Origin of the sequence: Thermomonospora curvata DSM 43183, assembly GCF_000024385.1 — a bacterium.
GTDB classification, from domain to species: Bacteria; Actinomycetota; Actinomycetes; order Streptosporangiales; family Streptosporangiaceae; genus Thermomonospora; species Thermomonospora curvata.
In genome coordinates, this window is the sequence record NC_013510.1 from 3,586,788 (window position 1) to 3,609,754 (window position 22,967).

At 72.0% G+C, this 22,967-nt stretch carries 17 protein-coding genes and 1 pseudogene; 9 read left to right on the forward strand and 9 right to left on the reverse strand.

Going from position 1 to position 22,967, the window contains the following annotated elements; all coding sequences use genetic code 11:
• Positions 1 to 109 precede the first annotated feature (109 nt).
• Positions 110 to 439, reverse strand: coding sequence for a YbjQ family protein (locus TCUR_RS15265; protein WP_012853424.1), 330 nt, complete (start codon positions 437 to 439; stop codon positions 110 to 112).
• Positions 440 to 491: 52 nt separating this feature from the next.
• Between TCUR_RS15265 and lipA the strand changes: the two genes are divergently transcribed.
• Both lipA and TCUR_RS15275 read left to right on the forward strand, forming a co-directional pair.
• Positions 492 to 1,418 (forward strand): lipoyl synthase, encoded by a 927-nt coding sequence (gene lipA / locus TCUR_RS15270; RefSeq protein WP_041439825.1) that lies wholly within the window; start codon positions 492 to 494, stop codon positions 1,416 to 1,418.
• Between the two features lie 36 nt (positions 1,419 to 1,454).
• Positions 1,455 to 2,147, forward strand: a complete 693-nt coding sequence (locus TCUR_RS15275; protein ID WP_012853426.1) for a DUF4191 domain-containing protein — start codon at positions 1,455 to 1,457, stop codon at positions 2,145 to 2,147.
• A 65-nt stretch (positions 2,148 to 2,212) separates the two neighbouring features.
• Here the strand turns inward: TCUR_RS15275 and TCUR_RS15280 are convergent, their stop codons facing one another.
• A complete protein-coding gene (locus TCUR_RS15280) occupies positions 2,213 to 2,695 on the reverse strand; it encodes an RDD family protein (RefSeq protein WP_012853427.1) in 483 nt (160 codons plus the stop codon).
• 251 nt (positions 2,696 to 2,946) lie between these two features.
• Between TCUR_RS15280 and glnA (TCUR_RS15285) the strand changes: the two genes are divergently transcribed.
• From glnA (TCUR_RS15285) to TCUR_RS25715, 3 genes and pseudogenes are all read left to right on the forward strand, one after another.
• Positions 2,947 to 4,371 (forward strand): type I glutamate--ammonia ligase, encoded by a 1,425-nt coding sequence (glnA, locus tag TCUR_RS15285; RefSeq protein ID WP_012853428.1) that lies wholly within the window; start codon positions 2,947 to 2,949, stop codon positions 4,369 to 4,371.
• 235 nt (positions 4,372 to 4,606) lie between these two features.
• Complete coding sequence (locus TCUR_RS15290; protein ID WP_012853429.1) at positions 4,607 to 5,434, forward strand: class I SAM-dependent methyltransferase; 828 nt, start codon at positions 4,607 to 4,609, stop codon at positions 5,432 to 5,434.
• Positions 5,435 to 5,689: 255 nt separating this feature from the next.
• Positions 5,690 to 6,328 (forward strand): annotated as a pseudogene (locus TCUR_RS25715) (phosphatase PAP2 family protein); the annotation flags it as partial.
• Between the two features lie 78 nt (positions 6,329 to 6,406).
• On the opposite strand, the gene TCUR_RS15295 reads toward TCUR_RS25715, so the two are convergent.
• The gene (locus TCUR_RS15295) at positions 6,407 to 9,442 is read right to left on the reverse strand and encodes a bifunctional [glutamine synthetase] adenylyltransferase/[glutamine synthetase]-adenylyl-L-tyrosine phosphorylase (RefSeq protein WP_012853431.1); all 3,036 of its coding nucleotides are present in this window, start codon (positions 9,440 to 9,442) and stop codon (positions 6,407 to 6,409) included.
• Between the two features lie 81 nt (positions 9,443 to 9,523).
• Positions 9,524 to 10,885 (reverse strand): type I glutamate--ammonia ligase, encoded by a 1,362-nt coding sequence (gene glnA / locus TCUR_RS15300; RefSeq protein WP_012853432.1) that lies wholly within the window; start codon positions 10,883 to 10,885, stop codon positions 9,524 to 9,526.
• A 370-nt stretch (positions 10,886 to 11,255) separates the two neighbouring features.
• Here glnA (TCUR_RS15300) and TCUR_RS15305 point away from each other — a divergent pair, with 370 nt between their 5' ends.
• Positions 11,256 to 12,299, forward strand: a complete 1,044-nt coding sequence (locus TCUR_RS15305) for a terpene synthase family protein (protein WP_012853433.1) — start codon at positions 11,256 to 11,258, stop codon at positions 12,297 to 12,299.
• 51 nt (positions 12,300 to 12,350) lie between these two features.
• Positions 12,351 to 14,126: an NAD+ synthase gene (locus tag TCUR_RS15310; RefSeq protein WP_012853434.1), complete on the forward strand. Its 1,776-nt coding sequence runs from the start codon at positions 12,351 to 12,353 to the stop codon at positions 14,124 to 14,126.
• A gap of 85 nt (positions 14,127 to 14,211) precedes the next feature.
• Here TCUR_RS15310 and TCUR_RS15315 read toward each other — a convergent pair whose 3' ends face one another.
• From TCUR_RS15315 to TCUR_RS15330, 4 genes are all read right to left on the reverse strand, one after another.
• Positions 14,212 to 15,255, reverse strand: a complete 1,044-nt coding sequence (locus TCUR_RS15315) for a hypothetical protein (protein WP_041439829.1) — start codon at positions 15,253 to 15,255, stop codon at positions 14,212 to 14,214.
• A 466-nt stretch (positions 15,256 to 15,721) separates the two neighbouring features.
• On the reverse strand, positions 15,722 to 17,815 hold the full coding sequence (locus TCUR_RS15320; protein ID WP_012853436.1) for a SpoIIE family protein phosphatase: 2,094 nt from the start codon (positions 17,813 to 17,815) through the stop codon (positions 15,722 to 15,724).
• 240 nt (positions 17,816 to 18,055) lie between these two features.
• Positions 18,056 to 18,667 carry a TetR/AcrR family transcriptional regulator gene (locus TCUR_RS15325; protein ID WP_012853437.1) on the reverse strand — a complete coding sequence of 204 codons (612 nt, stop codon included), beginning with the start codon at positions 18,665 to 18,667 and terminating at the stop codon, positions 18,056 to 18,058.
• A 31-nt stretch (positions 18,668 to 18,698) separates the two neighbouring features.
• Complete coding sequence (locus tag TCUR_RS15330) at positions 18,699 to 20,276, reverse strand: MFS transporter (protein ID WP_012853438.1); 1,578 nt, start codon at positions 20,274 to 20,276, stop codon at positions 18,699 to 18,701.
• Positions 20,277 to 20,577: 301 nt separating this feature from the next.
• On the opposite strand from TCUR_RS15330, the gene panB reads away from it, so the two are divergent.
• The gene (gene panB, locus TCUR_RS15335) at positions 20,578 to 21,444 is read left to right on the forward strand and encodes a 3-methyl-2-oxobutanoate hydroxymethyltransferase (RefSeq protein ID WP_012853439.1); all 867 of its coding nucleotides are present in this window, start codon (positions 20,578 to 20,580) and stop codon (positions 21,442 to 21,444) included.
• 112 nt (positions 21,445 to 21,556) lie between these two features.
• Here the strand turns inward: panB and npdG are convergent, their stop codons facing one another.
• Positions 21,557 to 22,237 (reverse strand): NADPH-dependent F420 reductase, encoded by a 681-nt coding sequence (gene npdG / locus TCUR_RS15340; RefSeq protein WP_012853440.1) that lies wholly within the window; start codon positions 22,235 to 22,237, stop codon positions 21,557 to 21,559.
• Positions 22,238 to 22,378: 141 nt separating this feature from the next.
• Here npdG and TCUR_RS15345 point away from each other — a divergent pair, with 141 nt between their 5' ends.
• Positions 22,379 to 22,963 carry a hypothetical protein gene (locus tag TCUR_RS15345; protein WP_012853441.1) on the forward strand — a complete coding sequence of 195 codons (585 nt, stop codon included), beginning with the start codon at positions 22,379 to 22,381 and terminating at the stop codon, positions 22,961 to 22,963.
• The last annotated feature ends 4 nt before the right edge of the window (positions 22,964 to 22,967 follow it).

Below are 22,967 nucleotides of genomic sequence, written 5' to 3' on the forward strand. Positions count from 1 at the left end.
GGCAACAGGGAGTCACCACCTTAGGGAGACCGGCAGCGGCGATTGTCACGAACGCGGCGATCTGTGCCTGTTTGCACTGCTTCGGCGTTCCGAATCGTTACGAAGATCCTTACGAGGCCCGGCGGCGCGCCTTGACGGCGGTGCCGTAGGCGCAGATCTCCAGGCCGTTGTCGCGCAGCTCGCTGGTCTCAAAGCGCATCGCCAGCACCGCGTCGGCGCCCAGCTCCTCGGCCGCCTCGATCAGCCGCCGGCGCGCCTCCAGCCGGCCGTCGTGCAGCTCCTTGGACAGCCCGCGGGCCTCGCCGCCGCCGAAGAAGGTGCGCAGCCCGGCCTCGATCTGCGACGAGGGCGTCCGCACGAGGACGGTCAGCCCGAACACATCGCCGAGCACCTCGGTCACCTCATAGCCGGGCAGGTCGTTCATGGTGCTCACGATCATGCTGACTCCCATGACGGGTCGGGGGGCATCGGCCGGCACGTACATTAGAGGGGTGACCACGGTGACTCCAGAGGGGCGCAGGCTCCTCCGCATAGAAGCCCGAAACAGCCAGACCCCGATCGAGCGCAAGCCGCCGTGGATCAAAACGCGCCTGAAGACCGGCCCGCAGTACCGCGAGCTGACCAAGCTGGTCAAGGACGAGGGCCTGCACACGGTGTGCCAGGAGGCCGGCTGCCCCAACATCTACGAATGCTGGGAGGACCGTGAGGCCACCTTCCTGATCGGCGGCGACCAGTGCACCCGGCGCTGCGACTTCTGCCAGATCGACACCGGCAAGCCCGCCGCCTACGACCCCGACGAGCCGCGCCGGGTGGCCGAGTCGGTGGCCGCGATGGGGCTGCGCTATGCCACGGTGACCGGAGTGGCCCGCGACGACCTGCCCGACCAGGGGGCCTGGCTGTACGCCGAGACGGTGCGGCAGATCCACCGGGCGGTGCCCGGCTGCGGGGTGGAGCTGCTCATCCCCGACTTCAACGCGGTGCCGTCGCTGCTGGCCCAGGTGTTCGAAGCGCGGCCGGAGGTGCTGGCGCACAACGTGGAGACGGTGCCGCGCATCTTCAAGCGCATCCGCCCGGCGTTCCGCTACGAGCGGTCCCTGGAGGTCATCACCAGGGCCCGGGAGGCGGGGCTGGTCACCAAGTCCAACCTGATCCTGGGGCTGGGCGAGACCCGCCAGGAGGTCTCCCAGGCGCTGCGCGACCTGCACGCGGCCGGGTGCGAGCTGGTCACCATCACCCAGTACCTGCGGCCCTCGCCGCGCCACCACCCGGTCGAGCGGTGGGTCAAGCCGGAGGAGTTCATCGAGCTCAAGGCCGAGGCCGAGCAGATCGGCTTCGCCGGGGTGATGTCCGGGCCGCTGGTGCGCTCCAGCTACCGCGCCGGCCGTCTCTACCAGCAGGCCATCGCGGCCCGCCGGTAGCCGAAGGCCCCCGATGACGCGACTATCCTGAGGGACATGTCGAACAACGCCACGGAATCGGGCAAGAGCCCCGGCCGCCTCAAGCAGATCCGCATGGTCGCCCAGGTCCTGCGGAAGGCGGATCCCAAGGCGCTGCCGATCGTCTGCGGCGCCGTGCTGGGCACGCTGCTGCTGTTCGTGGCGATCGGGCTGATCTTCGGCGGGCTGTGGTTCTTCGTTCCGCTCGGCGTGTTGTTCGCGGTGCTGGTGGGGATGGTCGTGTTCGGCCAGATGGCCCAGCGCGTCCAGTTCAAGATGCTCGCCGGGCAGCCGGGAGCGGCCGCGGCGGTGCTGAAGTCGATGCGCGGCAACTGGACGGTCAGCGAGGCGGTGCGCGGCAACCGCAACCTGGACATGGTGCACCGGGTGGTCGGCCGCCCGGGGGTGATCCTGGTCTCCGAGGGGCCGCGCAGCCGGGTGGGGCAGCTGCTCGGGGCGGAAAAGAAGCACATCGCCCGCGCCGCCCAGCAGGTTCCCATCTACGACGTGCAGGTCGGCGATGAAGAGGGGCAGGTGCCGCTCACCAAGCTGCAGCGGCACCTGATGAAGCTGCCGCGCAACCTCAACAAGGCGCAGGTCGCCCAGCTCAACGACCGGCTGCGGGCGCTGCCGCAGCGGATGCAGATGCCCAAGGGCCCCATCCCGCGCAACGTGCGCATGCCCAAGGGTCCCAAGCCCAGGATGCGCTGAAACCCTTCGAGAACGTGACGACGCCACCGCGCTCGGCGCGGTGGCGTCGTGTTTTCCGCGGGGTCTCAGATGTTGACCACGGCGGTGTTGGCGGCCCGGTCGTGCAGGCCCCGGTGGTCGCGGTCCCACAGCAGGGCCGGGACGACGGCCAGCAACAGCAGGGTGCGCACCAGCGCCCACAGCGGCCCGATCGGGCGGCCGTCCAGCCGGACGATGCGGATGCCGCACAGCCGCTTGCCCAGCGTCATCCCGATCGTGGCGGTCAGCACCAGCGACTGCAGGCCGAACAGCGCCAGCGTCAGCAGGCTGCGGTCCTGCGGGGCCAGCTCCAGCGCGCGGGTCAGGAACGAGGAGACCACCAGGCACGCCCCCCAGTCGATGAACAGGGCGACCAGCCGGCGGCCGTAGCCGGCGATCGCGGTGGGGCCCTCTTCGGGAAGGCCCAGCCGCTGCCCCGGATAGCCCAGATCCGCACCGGCCGAGCGCGCCCCGCTCAGCCAGGTCTGCGTCCATCGCGGCCCGCCGGCCGCCTGCCTGCCACTGCTCATGGCTCAACGGTATCCGCTGCCCGGCCCGCCCTCCGACGCCGGGCGCGGCCCCTTACGCCGGTCTTCTCCCGATGCCGCACGCAGCGTCCGAAGGGGTGTTCGGACGGTGACGAAGGGGTAGGTCGTCGGCCTGCGAGCGCGGCATGTCACAGCAGTGCACGATGCGTAACACACGCGAAACATTTGGGACACGACAGGGAAACGGCCAGGTCCTAGCGTTCCAGATGCAGAAAGCGCCCCAAGGAGGTTGGATGTTCAGCAGCGCCGGCGAGGTCCTGAGCTTCATAGAATCCGAAGGCATCGAGTTCGTCGACTGCAGGTTCGTGGACCTGCCGGGCACGGTGCAGCACTTCACGTTCCCCGCTTCGAACTTCAGCGAGAGCGTCTTCACCGAGGGCCTGATGTTCGACGGGTCCTCCATCCGCGGCTTCCAGGAGATCCACGAGTCCGACATGCTGCTGCTGCCGGACGTGAGCACCGCGGTGGTGGACCCCTTCCGTCAGCACAAGACCCTCAACATCACGTTCTTCGTGCACGACCCGCTGACCGGGGAGCCCTACACCCGCGACCCGCGCAACGTCGCCAAGAAGGCTCAGGACTACCTCAAGAGCACCGGCATCGCCGACACCGCGTACTTCGGCCCGGAGGCCGAGTTCTACATCTTCGACGACGTCCGGTTCGAGACCAAGCAGAACGCCGGGTACTACTACCTCGACTCGATCGAGGGCGCTTGGAACACCGGTCGTGAGGAGGACGGCGGCAACCTGGGCGCCAAGCCCCCCTACAAGGGCGGCTACTTCCCCGTCCCGCCGATGGACCACTACACCGACCTGCGCTCGGAGATGGTGGTCAACCTGCTCAAGGTGGGCATCCAGGTGGAGATGCAGCACCACGAGGTCGGCACCGCCGGCCAGGCGGAGATCGACTTCCGCTTCGGCGAGATGCTGCGCACCGCCGACAACCTGATGCTCTACAAGTACGTCGTCAAGAACACCGCGCGGGCGGCCGGCAAGACCGTGACCTTCATGCCCAAGCCGATCTTCGGTGACAACGGCTCGGGCATGCACTGCCACCAGTCGCTGTGGAAGGACGGCTCGCCGCTGTTCTACGACGAGGTCGGCTACGCGGGGCTGTCGGACATCGCCCGCTGGTACATCGGCGGCCTGCTCAAGCACGCCCCGGCGCTGCTGGCCTTCACCAACCCGACCGTCAACTCCTACCACCGCCTGGTGCCGGGCTATGAGGCCCCGGTCAACCTGGTGTACTCGCAGCGCAACCGCTCGGCCTGCATCCGGGTGCCGATCACCGGCTCCAACCCCAAGGCCAAGCGGATCGAGTTCCGGGTGCCGGACCCCTCCTGCAACCCGTACCTGGCCTTCTCGGCGATGCTGATGGCCGGCATCGACGGCATCAAGAACAAGATCGAGCCGCCGGAGCCGATCGACAAGGACCTCTACGAGCTGCCGCCGGAGGAGGCCCGCGCCATCCCGCAGGTCCCCGGCTCGCTGGAGGCCGTGCTCAACGCCCTGGAGGCCGACCACGAGTTCCTGCTGGAGGGCGGCGTCTTCACCGAGGACCTGATCCAGACCTGGATCTCCTACAAGCGCGAGAACGAGCTGGACCCGCTGCGCCTGCGTCCGCACCCGCACGAGTTTGAGCTCTACTACGACGTGTGATCCACTCCTCCCACGGCGGCCTGCAGCCGCTCGGAGGGCGGTGAGACCACGGCGCCAGGGGCGCCGGCCGGGTATCCGGTCGGCGCCCCTGCCGTTTTCGGCGTCGTTCGGCGTCGAGGCGGTGGTGTGCGCCGCGCCGCTCAACGGAGCGGCGCACAGGTGGGATGGGTCTCGTCCCGGCCGCTCAGCGGCGGGGCGCCGTCACCCCGAGGGCGGACCGTGGTCTGATGCGGTCATGGACGCAACCGCTCTCAGCGATCCGCTGGCCCGCTGGCGGGCCGCGGTGGAAGCCTGGCGGCCGCCCGGGCACCTGCGTTCCCCGGGCGGCGGGCCGGTGCCGCGCCCGGCCACCGTGGTGCGCGGCATGGACGAGGTGGATCTTCCCCCGGGCAGCCGCTCCCATGAGCGCGCCGTGCAGGCCCTGCCGGAGGGCGGCACGGTGCTGGATGTGGGATGCGGTGCCGGCGGGGCCTCATTGCCCCTGGCGGGCCGCGCGGGGCTGATCGTGGGCGTGGACCCCGAGGAGCACCTGCTCGAGGCGCTGCGGGCCAGTGGCAGGCATCTGGGTGTGCGGGTGGAGACGGTGCGCGGCCGCTGGCCGGACGTCGCGGCCGAGGTCGCCCCGGCCGACGTGGTGGTCTGTCATCACGTGCTGTACGGCGTCGCCGATCTGGGACCGTTCGCGGCGGCGCTGACCGCGCGGGCGCGGCGGCGGGTGGTCGTGGAGATCCCCGCCCGGCATCCGCTGCACGCCCTCAACCCGCTGTGGGAGAGGTTCCACGGCCTGGTCCGCCCGGACGGTCCGACCGCCGACGACGCGCTGGCCGCGCTGCGGGCGGCCGGAGTGGACCCGCGGATCGAACGGTGGACGGATCGGGGCGGCTGGGGGCGCTACCCGGATCTGAGCGCGCTGGCCGACCGGGTGCGGCGGCGGCTCTTCCTGCCGCCCGAGCGCACCGCACAGGTCGCCGACGCGTTGCGCGAGCTGGGCGTCGACCCCGCCCGGCCGCGTTTCCCCGGCACCGAGGGACGCACTTTGTGCACCCTGTGGTGGGAGCCCTGACCGGCCGGGATCTCACCCCGACCTGGGACTGAAAAAGTATCCCCTTATCCTCTATAAGTCCCATCTGCCACAGAGGGGGCCTACTACTCAAGTCTGAGATGAACACCGTTCATCTTGGTGATCACATTCAGGTGACGGTTGATCAGTATGGGTGGCATGGTTCCCACCGCCCTGTCGAACCCCCGCCGGCGGTCCCCCGGTTCCGTGTCCGAAACCGTCCAGACGGCCTCCCGAACCTGGCGGGCCGTCCCGCCGATGTGGCGTGAACTGCTGCTGATCGCAGTGTTCTACAGCGCCTACACCCTCACCCGGCTGGTGCTCAACGACGGCGGCACGGCGGTGGCGTTCCAGAACGCCTACGAGATCCTGGCGCTGGAACGCACGCTGGGGATCGACATCGAGCTGAGCCTGAACCAGGCGCTGCTGCAGGCCTCCTGGCTGGCGCTGTCGGCCAACTACTTCTACGGCATCGCCCACTTCGCCGTGACACTGATCGTCCTGGTGTGGCTGTACCGGTTCCGTTCCCGCCACTACCGGTGGCTGCGGACGGCGCTGATGGCGGCCACGGCGGCGGCGCTGGTGGGGTTCTGGCTCTACCCGCTGGCCCCGCCCCGTTTCCTGACCGGCGAAGGTTTCGTCGACCCGGTGCAGGCGCTGGGCTCGTGGGGGCTGTACTCGGGGCAGAGCGCGGGCACGCTGACCAACCAGTACGCCGCGATGCCGTCCATGCACGCCGGCTGGGCGCTGTGGTGCGGATTCGCGCTGGTGCTGCTGGGCGGGCGGTCCTGGGTCAAGGCGATCGGCGCGCTGTACCCGGCGGTCACCGTGCTGGTGATCATCGCCACCGCCAATCACTACGTGGTGGACGCCGTCGTGGGCGTCTGCCTGGTCGCCGGAGCGCTGCTGCTGACGCGGGCCGCGCACCGGCGCCGTGCGCCGGCGCCGCCGAAGGAGCCCGCCCCGGCCGCCGCGCTAGTCGGAGATGCCGTAGAAGACCCGCTCCATGACCCGGCGGGCGCGGCGGGCGTGCCGGCGGTAGTCCTCCAGCAGGTCCCCGGTGCCCGGGTAGCCCAGGACGCGGGTGACGGCGGTGCGCTCCCGGTGGTGGTCGGTGGGCAGCAGGTCGGAGGCCTTGCCGCGCACCAGCATCATGGTGCCGCGGATGCGGGTGGCCAGCTTCCAGGCCGAGGAGAGGACCTCCCCGTCGGCGGGGTCCAGCAGCCCGGCCTCCACGGCCGCGTCGAGGGCGGCCAGGGTGGAGGTGGTGCGTAGCCCGGCGACCTCGTGGGCGTGCTGGAGCTGCAGCAGCTGCGCGACCCACTCCACATCCGACAGGCCGCCGGGGCCGAGCTTGGTGTGCAGCCGCCGCTCCACCCCGTGGGGCAGCCGCTCGGACTCCATGCGCGCCTTGAGCCGGCGGATCTCGCGCAGCGCCGCATCGCTGATGCCGTCCCGGGGCCAGCGGATCGGGTCGATCAGGGCGCGGAACCGGTGGCCCAGCTCGGCGTCGCCGATGACCGGGTCGGCGCGCAGCAGGGCCTGGGCCTCCCAGGGCGAGGACCAGCGCGAGTAGTAGGCCTCGTAGGAGGCCAGGGTGCGCACCAGCGGGCCGGCCTTGCCCTCGGGGCGCAGGTTGGGGTCGATCTGCAGGGGCGGGTCGGGGGCGGGCCGCGACAGCAGGCGGCGCATCTCCTCGGCGACCGCGTGCGCGGCGTTCTGGGCGTCCCGCTCGTCGGCGCCGGGCAGCGGGTCGTGCACGAACATCACGTCGGCGTCGCTGCCGTAGCCCAGCTCGCGTCCGCCGAAACGGCCCATGGCGACCACGGTGATGCGGGTGGGCAGCGGGCCGCGCCGCTCCATCTCGATCTTGTTGATGGCCGCCTGCAGGGCCGCCTCGATGGTGACGGTGGCGATGTCGGTGAGCGCCTCGCCGACGGTGCGCACATCGATCAGGCCGAGCAGGTCGCCGACGCTGATGCGGAACAGCTCCCGGCGGCGCAGCCCGCGCACCGCGGCCACCGCGTCCTCGGCGGAGGCGTGGGCGTCGCGATCGTCGTCCTCGCGGCGGCGGACGGCGGCCAGCGCCTCGTTCAGCAGGGCCTCGAAGGGACGGGGGGCCAGCTCGGCGTCGTTGCCCAAGATGGCGACCGCCTCGGGGGCGCGCAGCAGCAGGTCGGTGGCGTACCGGCTGGAGGCCAGCACCTTGGCCATCCGCTCGGCCACCGTCACATCGTCGCGCAGCAGCCGCAGGTACCAGGGGGTGGTGCCGAGCGCGTCGCTGACCTGGCGGAAGCCCAGCAGCCCGGCGTCGGGGTCGGGGGCGGAGGCGAACCAGCCCAGCATCACCGGCAGCAGGGTGCGCTGGATGGCGGCGCGCCGCGACACCCCGGAGGTGAGGGCCTGGATGTGCCGCAGCGCCCCGGCCGGGTCGGTGAAGCCCAGCGCGACCAGGCGGGTGCGGGCCGCCTCGGGGGTCAGCCGGGCCTCCTCTTCGGGGAGGCGGGCGACCGCGCGCAGCAGCGGCCGGTAGAACAGCTTCTCGTGGAGGGTGCGCACGGTGCGGGCGTGCCGCCGCCACAGGCGGGTGAACTCCCCCACCGGGTCGGTGCGCAGCCCCAGCGCCCGGCCCAGCCGCCGCAGGTCGGCCGGGTCGTCGGGGACGGTGTGGGTGCGGCGCAGCCGGTGCAGCTGCAGCAGGTGCTCCACGTTGCGCAGGAACCGGTAGGCCGAGGCCAGCCCGGCGGCGTCGTCGCGGCCGACGTAGCCGCCCTCCGACAGCAGCGACAGCGCCTCCAGGGTGCCGCGGCTGCGCAGGGTCTCGTCGGCGCGGCCGTGCACCAGCTGCAGCAGCTGGACGGCGAACTCCACATCGCGCAGCCCGCCGGGCCCCAGCTTGAGCTGCCGGTCGGTCTCCTCGGTGCGCTTGTACAGGTGCTCTTCCACCCGGCGGCGCATGGCCTGGATGTCCTCGACGAACTCCTCCCCGGCCGCCGCCTTCCACACCAGGGGGGCGATGGCGTCGATGTAGTCGGCGCCCAGCTCCATGTCCCCGGCCACCGGGCGGGCCTTCAGCAGCGCCTGGAACTCCCAGGTCTTGGCCCAGCGCTCGTAGTAGGCGCGGTGGCTGGCCAGAGTGCGCACCAGCGGCCCGGCCTTGCCCTCGGGGCGCAGCGCGGCGTCGACCTCCCACAGCGCGCCCTCGGGGGTGCTGGCCGAGCAGGCCCGCATCAGGCCCGAGGCCAGGCGGGAGGCGGCGCGCAGCGCCTCGGTCTCGTCGTGGCCGGGGCGGGGCTCGGCCACGAAGATCACATCGACGTCGCTGACGTAGTTCAGCTCCCGTCCGCCGCACTTGCCCATGCCGATCACCGCCAGCCGGCAGGAGTCGGCCTCGGGCACCTCGGTCCGGGCGACGGCCAGCCCGGCCTCCAGGGCGGCGGAAGCCAGGTCGGCCAGTTCGGCGGCGACCTCGCCGACGTCCAGCACACCGGTCAGGTCCCGGCCGGCCAGGTGCAGCAGGTGACGGCGGTAGACGGCCCGCAGCGCCACCAGCGTCTCGGTGGAGGCGTCGGCGGCCGTGGGGGCGGGGTCGGCGGGGTCGGCGCCCACCGCGCGCAGCAGGCTGTCGCGCAGGTCGCGGGGGTCGGGCGCTTGGATCGCTCCATCGCCGCTGAGCACCCGCCAGTCGCCCGGGTGCCGGGCCAGGTGCTCGCCGAGCGCGGCGCTGACCCCCAGCACCGCGGGCAGGCGGCGCCGCAGGCCCTCATCGGCCTGCAGTGCGGCGCGTTCCGGCGCGTCGAGCTCGCCCAGCAGCCGCAGCAGGCTGGAGAGGGCCAGGTCGGGGTCGGCGGCGCCGCCCAGGGCGTCCAGCATCGCGTCGGTGACCGTCACGCCTTCCGCGGCGGCCTCGGCCAGCAGCCGTTCGGCACGCCCGGCGTCCGTGAAACCGAGCCGGGCCAGCCGGCCGGTCAGAGAGGATGGACGGCGTTCAGAGGTCCACGGCTCGCTCACGGCCTCAACCGTAACGGGACATCCAGGCCTCGGAAGGCAAACCGGGCCGAGATGTGATCGAAAGTTTCGCTCGGCGTGTCCTTACAGCACGGCGATGTGGCGCTTGCGCTCCCAGTCGGTGACCTGACGCCGGTATTCCTCCCATTCGGCGCGCTTGTTGCGCAGGAAGAAGTCGAACACGTGCTCGCCGAGCACCTCGGCCATCAGCTCGCTGCGCTCCATGGCCTTGATGGCCTCATCCAGGCTCTGCGGCAGCGGCTCGATGCCCAGCGCCCGCCGCTCGGCCGGGCTCAGCGCCCACACGTCGTCCTCGGCGCCCGGCGGCAGCTCATAGCCCTCCTCGATGCCCTTCAGACCGGCGCCGAGGATGGCGGCGAAGGCCAGGTAGGGGTTGGCCGCGGTGTCCAGGGAACGGAACTCGATGCGCGTGGAATGGCCCTTGTGCGGCTTGTACATCGGCACCCGCACCAGCGCCGAGCGGTTGTTGTGGCCCCAGCAGATGTAGGAGGGGGCCTCGCCGCCGGCGCCCGCGGAGGCGCCCACGCCGCCCCACAGCCGCTTGTAGGAGTTGACGAACTGGTTGGTGACGGCGGTGATCTCGGCGGCGTGCCGCAGCAGGCCGGCGATGAAGGCCCGCGCCACCTTCGACAGCTGGTATTCGGCGCCCGGCTCGTAGAAGGCGTTGCGGTCGCCTTCGAACAGCGACATGTGGGTGTGCATGCCCGAGCCGGGGTGGTCGGTGAACGGCTTGGGCATGAAGGAGGCCCACACCCCCTGCTCGAGGGCGACCTCCTTCATCACCAGCCGGAACGTCATGATGTTGTCGGCGGTGGTCAGCGCATCGGCGTACCGCAGGTCGATCTCCTGCTGGCCGGGGGCTCCCTCGTGGTGGCTGTACTCCACCGAGATGCCCATCGCCTCCAGCATCATGATCGCGTTGCGCCGGAAGTCGTGGGCGGTGCTGTGCGGGGTGTGGTCGAAGTAGCCGCCGGCGTCCACCGGATCGGGCTCGGAGCCGTCCTCCGGCAGGTTCTTGAACAGGAAGAACTCGATCTCGGGGTGGGTGTAGAAGGTGAACCCCAGATCGGCCGCCTTGGCCAGCGCCCGCTTGAGCACATAGCGGGGGTCGGCGAAGCTGGGCGTGCCGTCGGGCATGAGGATGTCGCAGAACATCCGGGCCGTCCCGGGCGCCTCCGAACGCCACGGCAGGATCTGGAAGGTCGCCGGGTCGGGCTTGGCGATCATGTCGGCCTCGAAGACCCGGGCGAACCCCTCGATGGCCGACCCGTCGAATCCGATGCCCTCGGCGAAGGCGCCTTCGAGCTCGGCGGGCGCGACCGCGACCGACTTCAGGAACCCGAGCACGTCGGTGAACCACAGTCGGATGAAGCGGATGTCGCGCTCCTCCAGAGTGCGGAGCACGAACTCCTGCTGACGGTCCAAGGCCTTCTCCCTTGATTGCCTTCTGCTTGCCCGACCCGTTCCTACCCGCTCGCCGCCGCCGGCGGGACCACTTCGCCCCCATCCGCGGCGCCGTGGGCGGCACCCTCCGCCAGGCCCCCGGACACGCCATGCATGCGCCGACACGTCCGGCTACCTAGCAGTATGCCTTGTGGCTGTTTCTTTGGCGTTACAGAGTCCCCAGAAAAGGTCTGCCCCAGCCAAATCTACCGGCCGGCCCGAAAAGAACATGAACTTGGTCACAGCCGAACCGGGCAGGGCGCCCGCGAGATTTTCCCGCCCCGCCGTTGCCGAAGACTTGACGTGGCGGTCGGCGACTCCCCCGCGGCACGCTCCCTAGCCTGGTCGTGCTGTGGATGCCGCACTCGTTCTCTCCCTGGCCGACCGGGTGGCCTCGCTCGCCGACCGGTCCGGCATGCACCCCGCCGCCCAGCTGATCGGCGCGCAGGCCGAAGGGTGGGCCCGCTCCCGGGGCCTGCTGCTCGGCGACCCGGACGCCACGCCGCTGGGACGCGCCCGCTTCGAACGGCTGGCCTGCCGGATCTTCCCGCACGCCCAGCCGGACCGGGTGGTGCTGTTCGCCCGCTGGCTGATGTGGCTGTTCGCGCTGGACGACCACTTCGACGACACCCCGCTGGGCGCCTCGGCCACCTCCGTGGACGGGCTGTACGCCGACCTGCTGGGGGCGCTGCGCCGCGGCCACACCAAGCCGGAGGCCGGCGCCCTGGAGCTGGCGCTGGAGGAGCTGTGGCGCGACACCGTCCCGGGAACGAGCCCGCAGTGGCGGCACCATTTCCTGCGCCTGATGGAGGAGCACCGGGCCGCCTGCGCCGAGGAGGCGGTCAACCGCCGCACCGGCCGCATAGCCCCGCTGGCCGACTACCCCGTGCTGCGCCGCCGCTCGGCCGGGCCGTTCCTGTATGAGCTGGCCGAGCCGGTGCTGCAGGTGGCGCTGGACCCCCGCCTCAAGCGCAGCCCCGCCTGGAAGGCGCTGGTCGACGGCACCGCCGACATGATCACCTGGGCCAACGACGTGGTCTCCTACCCCAAGGAGTCCCGCCAGGGCACCGTGCCGGTGACCGGCAACCTGGTGGCCGTGGCCTGCCGCGAGCTCGGCATGGCGCCGGCACAGGCCGCCTCCTGGGTGGTCGACCGCATCGCCCGCCGCGCCCCGCAGGTGCGGGAGGCCGCCCGCGCGGTGGGCGCCGAACTGGACCGGCTGGAGATCGGGCCGCAGGGCCGCAAGGACACCGCCGCGGTGGTGCGGGTGCTGCTGCAGGCCCCGCGGGCCCACATGGACTGGCTGGCCGAGACCGGCCGCTACACCCCGCCGGTGCGCTCCCCCGTGGTGCTGCTGCACCGGACGGCCGCCGGCGTGGCCCGGACCATCGGCTGAGCCGCCGTCCCGGCGGCGGGCCGACCGATCACGGCCGCCTACCCTGGGGGTGTGGCACAGCTGCGATTGGCTCTCGCTCAGGTGAATCCCACGGTCGGCGATCTGGAGGGGAACGCCGACCTGATCGTGGAGTGGACCCGCCGCGCCGCCGAGGCCGGCGCCCATCTGGTGGCGTTCCCCGAGATGATGCTGACCGGGTACCCGGTGGAGGACCTGGCGCTGCGCACCTCGTTCGTCGAGGCCTCCCAGCGCACCCTGGAGCAGGTGGCGCGGCGCCTGGCCGATGCGGGCCTGGGCGATCTTCCGGTGGTGACCGGCTATCTGGACCGCCGCGCCGACGCCCCGGCGCGTCCCGGCCGGCCCGCCGGCGCCCCGCTGAACGCGCTGGCCTGGCTGCACCGCGGGCGGGTGGCGGTCCGCTCGGCCAAGCACCACCTGCCCAACTACGGGGTGTTCGACGAGTTCCGCTACTTCGTGCCCGGCGACCGGCTGCCGGCGGTGCGGGTGGCCGGGATCGACGTGGCCGCGGTGATCTGCGAGGACCTGTGGCAGGACGGCGGGCCGGTGAGCGTCACCCGCGCCGCCGGCGCCGGGCTGCTGCTGGTGATCAACGGCTCGCCGTACGAGCGCAGCAAGGACGATGTGCGGCTGGAGCTGGCCGCGCGGCGGGCCCGGGAGGCCGGGTGCACGCTGGCCTACGTCAACATGGTCGGCGGGCAGGACGAACTGGTCTTCGACGGCGATTCGATGATCGTGGGGCCGGACGGGCGGCTGCTGGCCCGTGCCCCCCGCTTCACCGAGGAGCTGCTGGTGGCCGACCTGCAGCTGCCGGAGGCGGGGTCGGAGCCGCTGCCGCGGGAGCAGCCGGTGCGGGCCGCCGACGGCGCCACCATCACGGTGGAGCGCACCGTGCTGTCGCCGCACCCGGTCCCACCGTATGAGGCCGTCCCCCCGCCGGTGGCGCCGCCCATGGACGACCTGGCCGAGGTGTACGCGGCGCTGGTGCTGGGGGTGCGCGACTATGTGCGCAAGAACGGCTTCCGCTCGGTGATCTGCGGGCTGTCGGGCGGCATCGACTCGGCCCTGGTGGCCACCATCGCCGCCGACGCCATCGGCGCCGAGAACGTGCACGTGGTGCTGCTGCCCAGCCGCTACTCCTCCGGCCACTCCGTCGCCGACGCCGAGGAGCTGGTCAAACGGCAGGGCCTGCAGGCCCGGACGGTGCCGATCAACCCCATGGTGGAGGCGTTCGAACGCGAGCTGCACCCCAGTGGGCTGGCCGAGGAGAACCTGCAGGCCCGGGTGCGCGCGGTGGTGTGGATGGCGCTGTCCAACCAGCACGGCCACCTGGTGCTGACCACCGGCAACAAAAGCGAGCTGGCCACCGGGTATTCCACCCTGTACGGCGACTCGGCGGGCGGCTTCGGCCCGATCAAGGACGTCACCAAGACGATGGTGTGGGCGCTGGCGCGCTGGCGCAACGAGCAGGCGGTGGCGGCCGGACAGGTCCCGCCCATCCCCCAGCAGATCATCGACAAGCCGCCGTCGGCGGAGCTGCGGCCCGGCCAGCTCGACACCGACTCGCTGCCCGAATACCACGTGCTGGACGCCCTGCTGGACGACTACGTCGAACGCGACATGGGCCGCGACGCGCTGATCGCGGCCGGTCACGACCCCGCCCTGGTGGAGCGGGTGATCCGCCTGGTGGACCGGGCCGAGTACAAGCGCCGCCAGTACCCGCCGGGACCCAAGATCACCGGCAAGAACTTCGGCCGCGACCGCCGGCTGCCCATCACCAACCGCTGGCGCGAGCCCTCGGCCGGCTGAGCGGACCGGGCCCCCCGGGCGCACCGGCCCGGCGCCCGCTCTCCGCAGCCGGCCGGCGGGCGCCGGTCACCTGGCCGTCTCGCCGTCACCCGAAAGCGATCCGTCCCAGGGCGGTCCGTGCGATCTCCTCGGCGTCCCGCAGGGTGCGTGCCGCCGGGCGACCCGCCGGGTGATCGGACCGCAGCGTCACGGCGACGACCACGTTCGCCCGCCGGGAGACGACATGGGCCTCATGCACGCCCCTCACCGGGGAACCGAGCAGAGCGACGGCCTCATCCCCCAGGGACGGCGTCTCGGCGGTCCGGCGGGCGCCATCGCGCACGGCGTCGGCGACCGCGGATTCGTATCGATCGGCGGACTCGCGCATTCCGTTTTGGAAGTCCACATCCGCGTACCGGTCATATCGCAGGATCAGCAAACCCAGCGCGCCCTCCCACATGCACCGGGAGAGGTCCGACAAGTCATCCCGCGAATCGTGGTCGATCACCTTGCGCGCTGACCCGAGGTACTGTTGCGCAACGGCCGGGTCCAGCGCGGAACACGCGCGCGGAATCCGCGCCGCCTCCAACCGCCCCGGCCACCAGGGCTGGTCGGGCGGCCACAACACGGGCAGCAGGCGCACCAGGGCCGAGCCCACCAGCAGCAGCGAGAGCACCGTCCTGACGAGACTCCCCGACTTTGCCGAGACCTCGACGAGCTCCGGCCGGCGGTCGCCGGCCAGTTCGAGCATCCGCCGGATTCGCCGGTCGAACTCCCGGTCCCGGGCCAGAAAGCGATCATGCGGCGCGGCCAGCAGGCGTCTGTGGCCGCCCACACCGACCAGCACGGCGCTGCGGCCGATGATCCCCCGTCTGACCTGAACGGCCTTGACCTGGTGCCAGGGCGTCCATGTCCATCGCACGCCCAGCCGGTTGCCCACTCCCTCTCTTGTCACCCGGACCCGGCCGCGCAGCGTCACCACCATGTCTCCCAGCAGGAGCACGGGCATGAGGAGCAGTACCGCCGCCAGCTCCCACATGGAGCATCGCGCCGCCCATATCACCCCCACCGCCAATGTGAAAAGCAACAGCGGAATCTGCCACACCAGCGCTCGCCGAGACATGCGCAGATCCAGGTCAGCGACAGACATGCCTCACCCGTTCACTCGGTGATCCGTTAAGGCGCGCCTTGTGCGTCTCTCCCACAGCGGAGTGCCGGTACAGCCTTGCAAAGCCCAATGCAGCCTGACGCGGCGGCGGTCTTCCGGCCGGTGAGAAGGACGCCCGCAGCGCCCGATCAGAATCCCATCGGCAACGGCCGCCGCCCGAGTGCCGAAGCCGAAACGGCCTGGCCGGCACCGGTCATGGCCAAGGGCACGGTGAACCTTTCCAGCACGTGGCCTCAAGCGGCCGAGACCGGAGCCTCAGCACGGTGCCGTGCCATCACGGGTCACGGTCTCCTCGACCGCGACGCCTCCGTCCTCAGCCGCGGAAACGGCGCGCTGAAAAGGTTCAGTGAAAGGCGATCCCCGCTGCCCGCAGGGCCGGGAGCACCGGTGTGCGGGCGTGGCGAGGCCGGCTGCGTGCGGAGGTTTCGCGGCCGGCGGCCGCAAGCGGTCAGTCGCGGTGGTGATTCTCGCCCGGCCAGGACTGGGGAGGCTCTTCGGGCTCGGGATCGACGCCGGGGATGAGCTGCTCGCACCAGACGACCTTGCCGGTGGCGGTGCGGCGGGATCCCCAGCGGTGGGCGAGCTGGCTGACCACCAGCAGGCCCCGGCCGTTCTCCTCCTCGTCGGTGGCGTGCCGCAGCCGGGGCAGCGCGGCGGAGCGGTCCAACACCTCGCACATCAGCGTGCGCTCCATCAGCAGGCGCAGCTCGATGGGGCCGGGGGCATAGCGCAGCGCGTTGGTGATCAGCTCGGAGGTCAGCAGCTCGGTGGTGTAGGACAGCTCCTCCAGGCCCCAGCGGTCCAGCTGGGTGCGCACCAGGCCGCGGGCGCGGCGGACGGCGGCCGGGTCGGCCGGCAGCGTCCAGGAGACCCGGTGCTCTTCGGGCAGCCGGCGCAGCCGGGCGATGAGCACCGCGATGTCGTCGCGGTGGTGGTCGGCGTACACCCCGTTCAGGACGGCCTTGGCCAGGTCCTCCATGCGGCGCTCGGCGGTGTCGGTGCCGAAGACGTCGCGCAGCCGCGACAGGCCGTCGTCGATGTCGCGGCCCCGGTTCTCCACCAGGCCGTCGGTGTAGATGACGAAGACGCTGCCGTCGTCGACCCGGAAGGTGCGGCTGCCGATCGCCGTGCCGCCGGCCACGCCCAGCGGCGGGGCGGGCGGCACCTCCAGGTACTCCTTGGTGCCGTCGGGCCGCACCAGCAGCGGCGGCAGATGCCCGGCCGAGGCGATCTCCAAGGTTCCGGCGGAGGCGTCGTAGACCGCGTACACGCAGGTGGCGAAGTGCGGTTCCTGCTCGCCCAGCTCGATCATCAGCTCGTTGAGCTCATGCAGCGCGTCGGCCGGGGAGAACTCCAGGTTGGCCAGGGTGTGCAGGGCGGTGCGCAGCCGTCCCATGGTGACCGCGGCGCGCACCCCGTGCCCGGCCACGTCCCCGACGATCAGGGCGACCCGGGCGCCCGGCAGTTTGATCGACTCGTACCAGTCGCCGCCGACCTCCACCAGCTTGCTGCCGGGCAGGTAGCGGTGCCGCACCTCCACCGAGGTCGGCGCCGACAGCCGGTTGGGCAGCAGGCTGCGCTGCAGCGCCAGGGCGGTGGCACGTTCCCGGCTGAAGCGGCGGGCGTTGTCGAGCACGATGGCGGCGCGGGCGGCGAACTCCATGCCGATCTCGACGTCGTAGGCGTCGAAGCGGCGAAAGCCCGGCACCCGGACGCACACCATCATGCCCAGCAGGGTGTCGCGGGCGATCAGCGGCAGCAGCACCATCGACACGCCGCTCAGCAGCCCGGCCACCGGGGGGCGGCGCCAGACCCGGGCGATCTCGGCGGCGGTCTCCGCGCTCACCTGGGGCATGTGCACCGGCTGGGCGGTGTCCAGGCACTTGCGGTAGGGGGTGCCCTCCGGGTAGACCAGCACCTCCCCCTGGGGGAAGGTCGCCGGCCACATCTCGTTGCCGTCGTCGAAGGCGACCGCCAGGCGGCGCAGCACGGCCGCGCCGGACTCGCTGTGCACCTCGTCGGCGGCGACCAGGCTCTCCAGCACCAGCACGGTGGCGGTGGTGCAAAAGTGCGGGACGATCACGTCCGCCAGTTCCTTGGCGGTCTGGTCCAGGTCCAAGGACGCGCCGAAGCGGGTCAGCGGGTCGTCCAGCAGGGCGCGGCGCATGCGCGCCGGGTCCTGGAAGCGTTCGCTGGGCGGCAGCGCCACCCGCACGTGCAGCAGCGCGGCGACGACCGGGCCGGGCCGGCCGTCCTGGGCGGCCACCATGGGCTGGGCGGTGACGACGGCGTCGGTCACCGAGCCGTCGGCGCGCCGCACGGCCAGCACGGCGGTGCGCTCCTGCCCGGCGGCGACCCCCTCCAGCAGGGTGTCCAGGTCCTCCTTGGCCTCGTCGGCCACCAGCGCAGCGGTGTCCCTGCCGAGCAGTTCCTCGGCCCGGTGCCCCAGAACGGCGCGAGCGTTGTGGCCGCACTGGACCACCCGTCCGGATCGGTCGATGCCGAGAACCAAGGTCCGGGAGTCCGAATCGGCGGCGGGCACGGCACCTGGCTGCGCGCCCGCAGTCCGGGGTGTCGGCAAGTCGGTCACCTCGCGCTCTTGAGAACCTGTCGTTCCACGGCTTCCTGGCGCTCAGTATGAAGCATGGTCACTCGGCTGGGGAGAAGAACCGGGGAAGGCACCCGGGCGGAACGGCCGGATGGGGCGGGAGATCGCGCGGAGAATGGGCCGCGGAATAAGACGGATAAGGCCGAATCTCATCGCCTGCGGTGGCGGCGGAGTTCAGGCCGCGATGCCGCGCAGCAGCGTATCCACGACCCGTTCGGCCAGGTCCTCGGGGGGTGCGGTGGCCGCCGGGGCGCGGCTTTGCAGGGTCATGGCGCCCACGAGCATTTCGATGGCCGCTTCGACATCAAGGTCGGCGCGCAATTCCCCGGTCTCCACACCCCGGCGCAGCACCCGCCGGATGATCTCCCGGCGCGGTTCGATGACCTCCCGGTGGTAACGGGCCAGCAGTTCGGGATATTTATCCGCACCGCCCAGGACGTTCCACAGGCAGCGGCCGTGCTTGGCCGACCGCTCGCGGCACATGGCCTCCGCCAGCGCCAGCAGGTCGTCGCGGACCGAGCCGCCGGCCGGGTCGGGAAGGGGGCGTTTGAGAGCGGCCAAGGCGTCGACGATGAGCCGTTCCTTATTGGGCCAGCGCCGGTAGACGGTGCTCTTGCCCACCCCGGCCCGCGCCGCCACCGCCTCCATGGAGATCCCGGCCACCCCCGCCTCCTCGGCGAGCAGCTCGAGGGTGGCCTGCAGGATCGCCTCGTCGGCCCGGGCGCTGCGCGGCCGCCCGGGCCTGGCGGGTTCGGGCCTGCGGGACCGGGTTTCGGTCTGGCTCATCGCCGTCACCGCCTTCGTCGCAACTTTCCGCTCAAAGCCGCTGCTCGGCCGGGGCGGGCCGGGGCCGCCGGCCGGCCGGCGCCGGCCGTCCCGGCATCCATCGCAGCACCAGCATGGCACCGGTGAACGCGACGATCGCCGAGGCCACCACGGCGACGTGCATGCCGTGCACGAACGCACTGCGCGCCGGCTCGATCAGGCCCTCCCCCGCCGGGCCCAGCCGGGCGGCCAGCGCCAGCGTGCCCTCGATGGACTCGCCGGCCGCATGCCGCACCTGCGCGGGCAGCCCGGCGGGCAGGCGGGCCAGCAGGCCGCTCAGCTCGCCGCGGTAGACCGAGGCGACCAGCGAGCCGAGCACGGCCACGCCCATCGCCACCGCGACCTGGCGGGCGGTGTTGTTGAGGGCCGAGCCGGCGCCGGCCCGTTCGCGGGGCAGCGCCGACATCACCGACTCGGTGGCCGGCGGCATCACGTGGGCCATGCCGCTGGCCTGGACGAAGGCCACCACGCCGAACACCCACAGCGGGCTGGTCTCGTCGCACAGCAGATAGCCGACCATCGCCGTGGCCACCAGCAGCATCCCGGCGGTGCACACGGCCTTGGCCCCGTACCGGCGCACCAGGGTGGGGCTGTAGGGGGAGAAGATCAGCTGGCCGGCCGCGAACGGCAGCATCATCGCCCCCGCCTCCAGCGGGCTCAGCCCGCGCACCGACTGCAGGTAAAAGGAGCCGAAGAAGAACACCCCGGAGGTGGCGAAGAAGCAGAAGGCGATGGAGCCGACCGCCACCGACAGCCGGGGGTCGCGGAACAGCCGCACATCGAAGGCGGGGTGGTCGGTGCGCGCCTCGTGCCAGGCGAACAGCGCGATCACCGCCAGCCCGACGGCGATCGGCCCGAGCACCACCGGTTCCAGCCAGGAGCCGCGCTCGCCGCCCTCGATGATCCCGTACGACAGGGAGACCAGGCCGACGATCGACAGCAGCACGCCGAGCGGGTCCAGCCGCCCGGGGTCGGGGTTGCGGGACTCGGGGACCAGCAGCAGCATCCCGGTCAGCCCGAGCGTCACGATCGGCACATTGATCAAAAAGACCGAGCCCCACCAGAAGTGGTTCAGCAGCAGCCCGCCGGTGATCGGGCCGATCGCCACGGCCAGCCCGACCGCCGCCGACCAGATCCCGATGGCGCGGGCGCGCTCGGTGGGGTCGAAGACGTTGGTGATGATCGACAGGGTCTGCGGCATGATCGCCGCGCCGCCCAGCCCCATCAGCGCCCGGGCCGCGATCAGCTGTTCGGGGCTTTGCGCGTACGCCGACACCAGTGAGGCCAGGCCGAAGACCGCCATGCCGGCCACCAGGACCCGCTTGCGGCCCAGCCGGTCCCCGATCACCCCGAAGGTGAACAGCAGCCCGGCGAACACCAGCGTGTAGGAGTTGATCGCCCATTCCAGCTCGCTTTGGGTGGCGCCCAGCCCGCGCCCGGGGTCGGCGATGGTGCGCAGGGCGACGTTGAGGATGGTGTTGTCCAGGACGACCACCAGCAGGCTGAAGACCAGCACGCCGAGAATCGGCCAGCGGCGGGGGTGCCCGCCCTGGCGGGGTTGTGATTGCACGTTCCTCCTTTGCCCTCCCGGTCTCCTCCGTCCCCTGCAGGCGGGAATGAGCCGGTGAGGCGCCTGTGTTCCAAGACTCTCGGGAGAGCGATCGCGGGTGGAACGACGCGCTCGGAAACAATATAGATACGGTACCGTATCGTTTCGTATTGCGTTCCGGCCCTTCGTGTCACCGCATCCTGCAAACCGCCGAAAACGCTCCGGCCGGGAATGCCCGGGTCTACCGCATCCGTTTTGTCCGTGGGATCATCGATCCCGTCCGGGTACGCCACCGTGGCGCCTCGAGACCGGAGGTTGTCTCATGTCTTCTGCTGTCTCCAGCCCCGCCCAGCACGGCCGTCCGACCGCTCTGTACGGCGGCAAGGCCGGAACCGACCGGCGGGTCACCGTACGCGACATCGCCGCCGCCAAGCAGCGCGGCGAGAAGTGGCCCATGCTGACCGCCTACGACGCGATGACGGCGCGCGTGTTCGACGAGGCCGGCATCCCCGTGCTGCTGGTCGGCGACTCGGCGGCCATGGTGGTCTACGGCTACGACTCCACCATCCCGGTGACCGTCGACGACCTGATCCCGCTGACCGCCGCCGTGGTCCGCGGCTCGCGCCGGGCGATGGTGGTGGCCGACCTGCCGTTCGGCTCCTACCAGACGAGCGTGGAAGAGGGGCTGGCCACCGCGGTGCGCTTTTTGAAGGAGACCGGCGCGCACGCGGTCAAGCTCGAAGGCGGCCGGCGCATCCTGCCCCAGGTGGAGGCGATGGTCGCCGCGGGCATCCCGGTGATGGGCCACCTGGGCCTGACCCCGCAGTCGGTGAACGTGTTCGGCGGCTACCGGGTGCAGGGCCGCGGCGAGGCCGGCGAGCAGCTGATGGCCGACGCCAAGGCGCTGGAGGCGGCCGGCGCGTTCGCGCTGGTGCTGGAGTGCGTGCCCGCCGACCTGGCCGCCCGGGTCACCGCCTCGCTGTCCATCCCCACCATCGGCATCGGCGCCGGGGACGCCTGCGACGCCCAGGTGCTGGTCTGGCAGGACATGGCCGGGCTGACCCCGCGCACCGCCAAGTTCGTCAAGAAGTACGCCGACCTGGCCACGGTGCTCGGCGACGCGGCCCGGGCGTTCGCCGAAGAGGTCGTCGCGGGCGCCTTCCCCAGCCCCGAGCACTCCTACCGCTGAGCTCTCCTCCACCGGCGGACGGGAGCGGACCGCGCCGCGCTCCCGTCCGCCGTCGTCATTTCTCGCGGCCCTGCCGGGCCGGTCCCGCTGCGGACCGGCCCGGGAAGGCTCCTCATACGTCCGTGATGCGCAGGCCCGCGTGGGCCTTGTAGCGGCGGTTGATGGAGATCAGGTTGGCGGTGAACGCCTCGACCTGGTGGGCGTTGCGCAGCCGGCCGCCGTAGACGCCGCGCACCCCGGCGATCCGCCCGGCCAGGGCCTGCACCAGGTCGGTGGCCTCCCGGTCGTCGCCGAGCACCAGCACGTCCAGGTCCACCTCGGCCACGTCCGGGTCCAGCAGCAGCTTGGCCGACACGTGGTGGAAGGCGGCCACCACCCGGCTGTCGGGCAGCACCGCGGCCGCCTGCTCGGCGGCGCTGCCCTCTGCCACCGGCAGGGCGTAGGCGCCGCGCTTGTCGAAGCCCAGCGGGTTGACGCAGTCGATGACGATCTTCCCGGCCAGCTGCTCGCGCAGCGACTCCAGCAGGGCCTTGTGGCCCTCCCAGGGCACCGCCACGATCACCACGTCGGGCTCGGCGGCCGCGGTGGCGTTGTCGGCGCCGCGCACCCCCAGCCCCAGCTCCTCGGCGGCCTGCCGGGCGCGCTCGGCGCTGCGGGAACCGATGATCACCTGGTGGCCGGCCATGGCGAACCGCCGGGCCAGCCCCTTGCCCTGGTCGCCGGTGCCGCCGAGGATGCCGATGGACAGGCCCGCGACGTCCGGCAGGTCGTAGGGCGTCTTCTGCTCACTCATGCCCCGATCCTGCCAAAGCGCTCCAAGCCGCCCTCCGGCGGGCTCCGCCCTACCTTCACGGCCGCTCGTTTCCGTCGGTTCTCCGTCGGTTCTCCGTCGGTTCGCCCCCCTGGCGGCCGCCGGCTGCGGCACGATGAAGACATGGACGCAGAGCAGGTGGCGATGCTGCGCGAAGTCCTGTCGGCATCCGACTGGCTGGGGCGCACCGAGGAGTTCGCCCTCGCGCTGCGCGACTGCGCCAACCGCTCCGAGGGCCTGCTGCTGGTCGGCACCCCCACCGCCGAACCCTGGCACATGGCGGCCCACCTGGACGACGAGAGCCGTCTCAACCACCTGCCCTGGCTGTCCCCCACGCTGGTGCGCTGGTCCCCCCCGCCCGGCTCGCCGCCGCACCTGCGCGTCGGCATCGAACGGCTGGAGCAGGCCCGGCGCGGGGAGACGTTGTTCGTGGTCGCCGAGGACGCCGCGCCCGCCCCGCTGCTGGAACGGGTGGACGACGCGCGCCGCACCGGCGTGACGATCCTCACACTCGACGGCGGGGACCGGGAGCTGTCGGGGCTGGCCCACGAGGCGCTGACGGTGCCCGCCGGGGAACGGCTGCTGTCCTTCGACGGCGCCCAGCACCTGGTCAGCGCGGCCGCCGGGGGCGCGCCGCGGCGCCGGCCGGGCCTGCGCGACCGGCTGGCCCGCCTGCTGGAGAAGGTCACCGGCCCGGTGATGGAGTGACCTC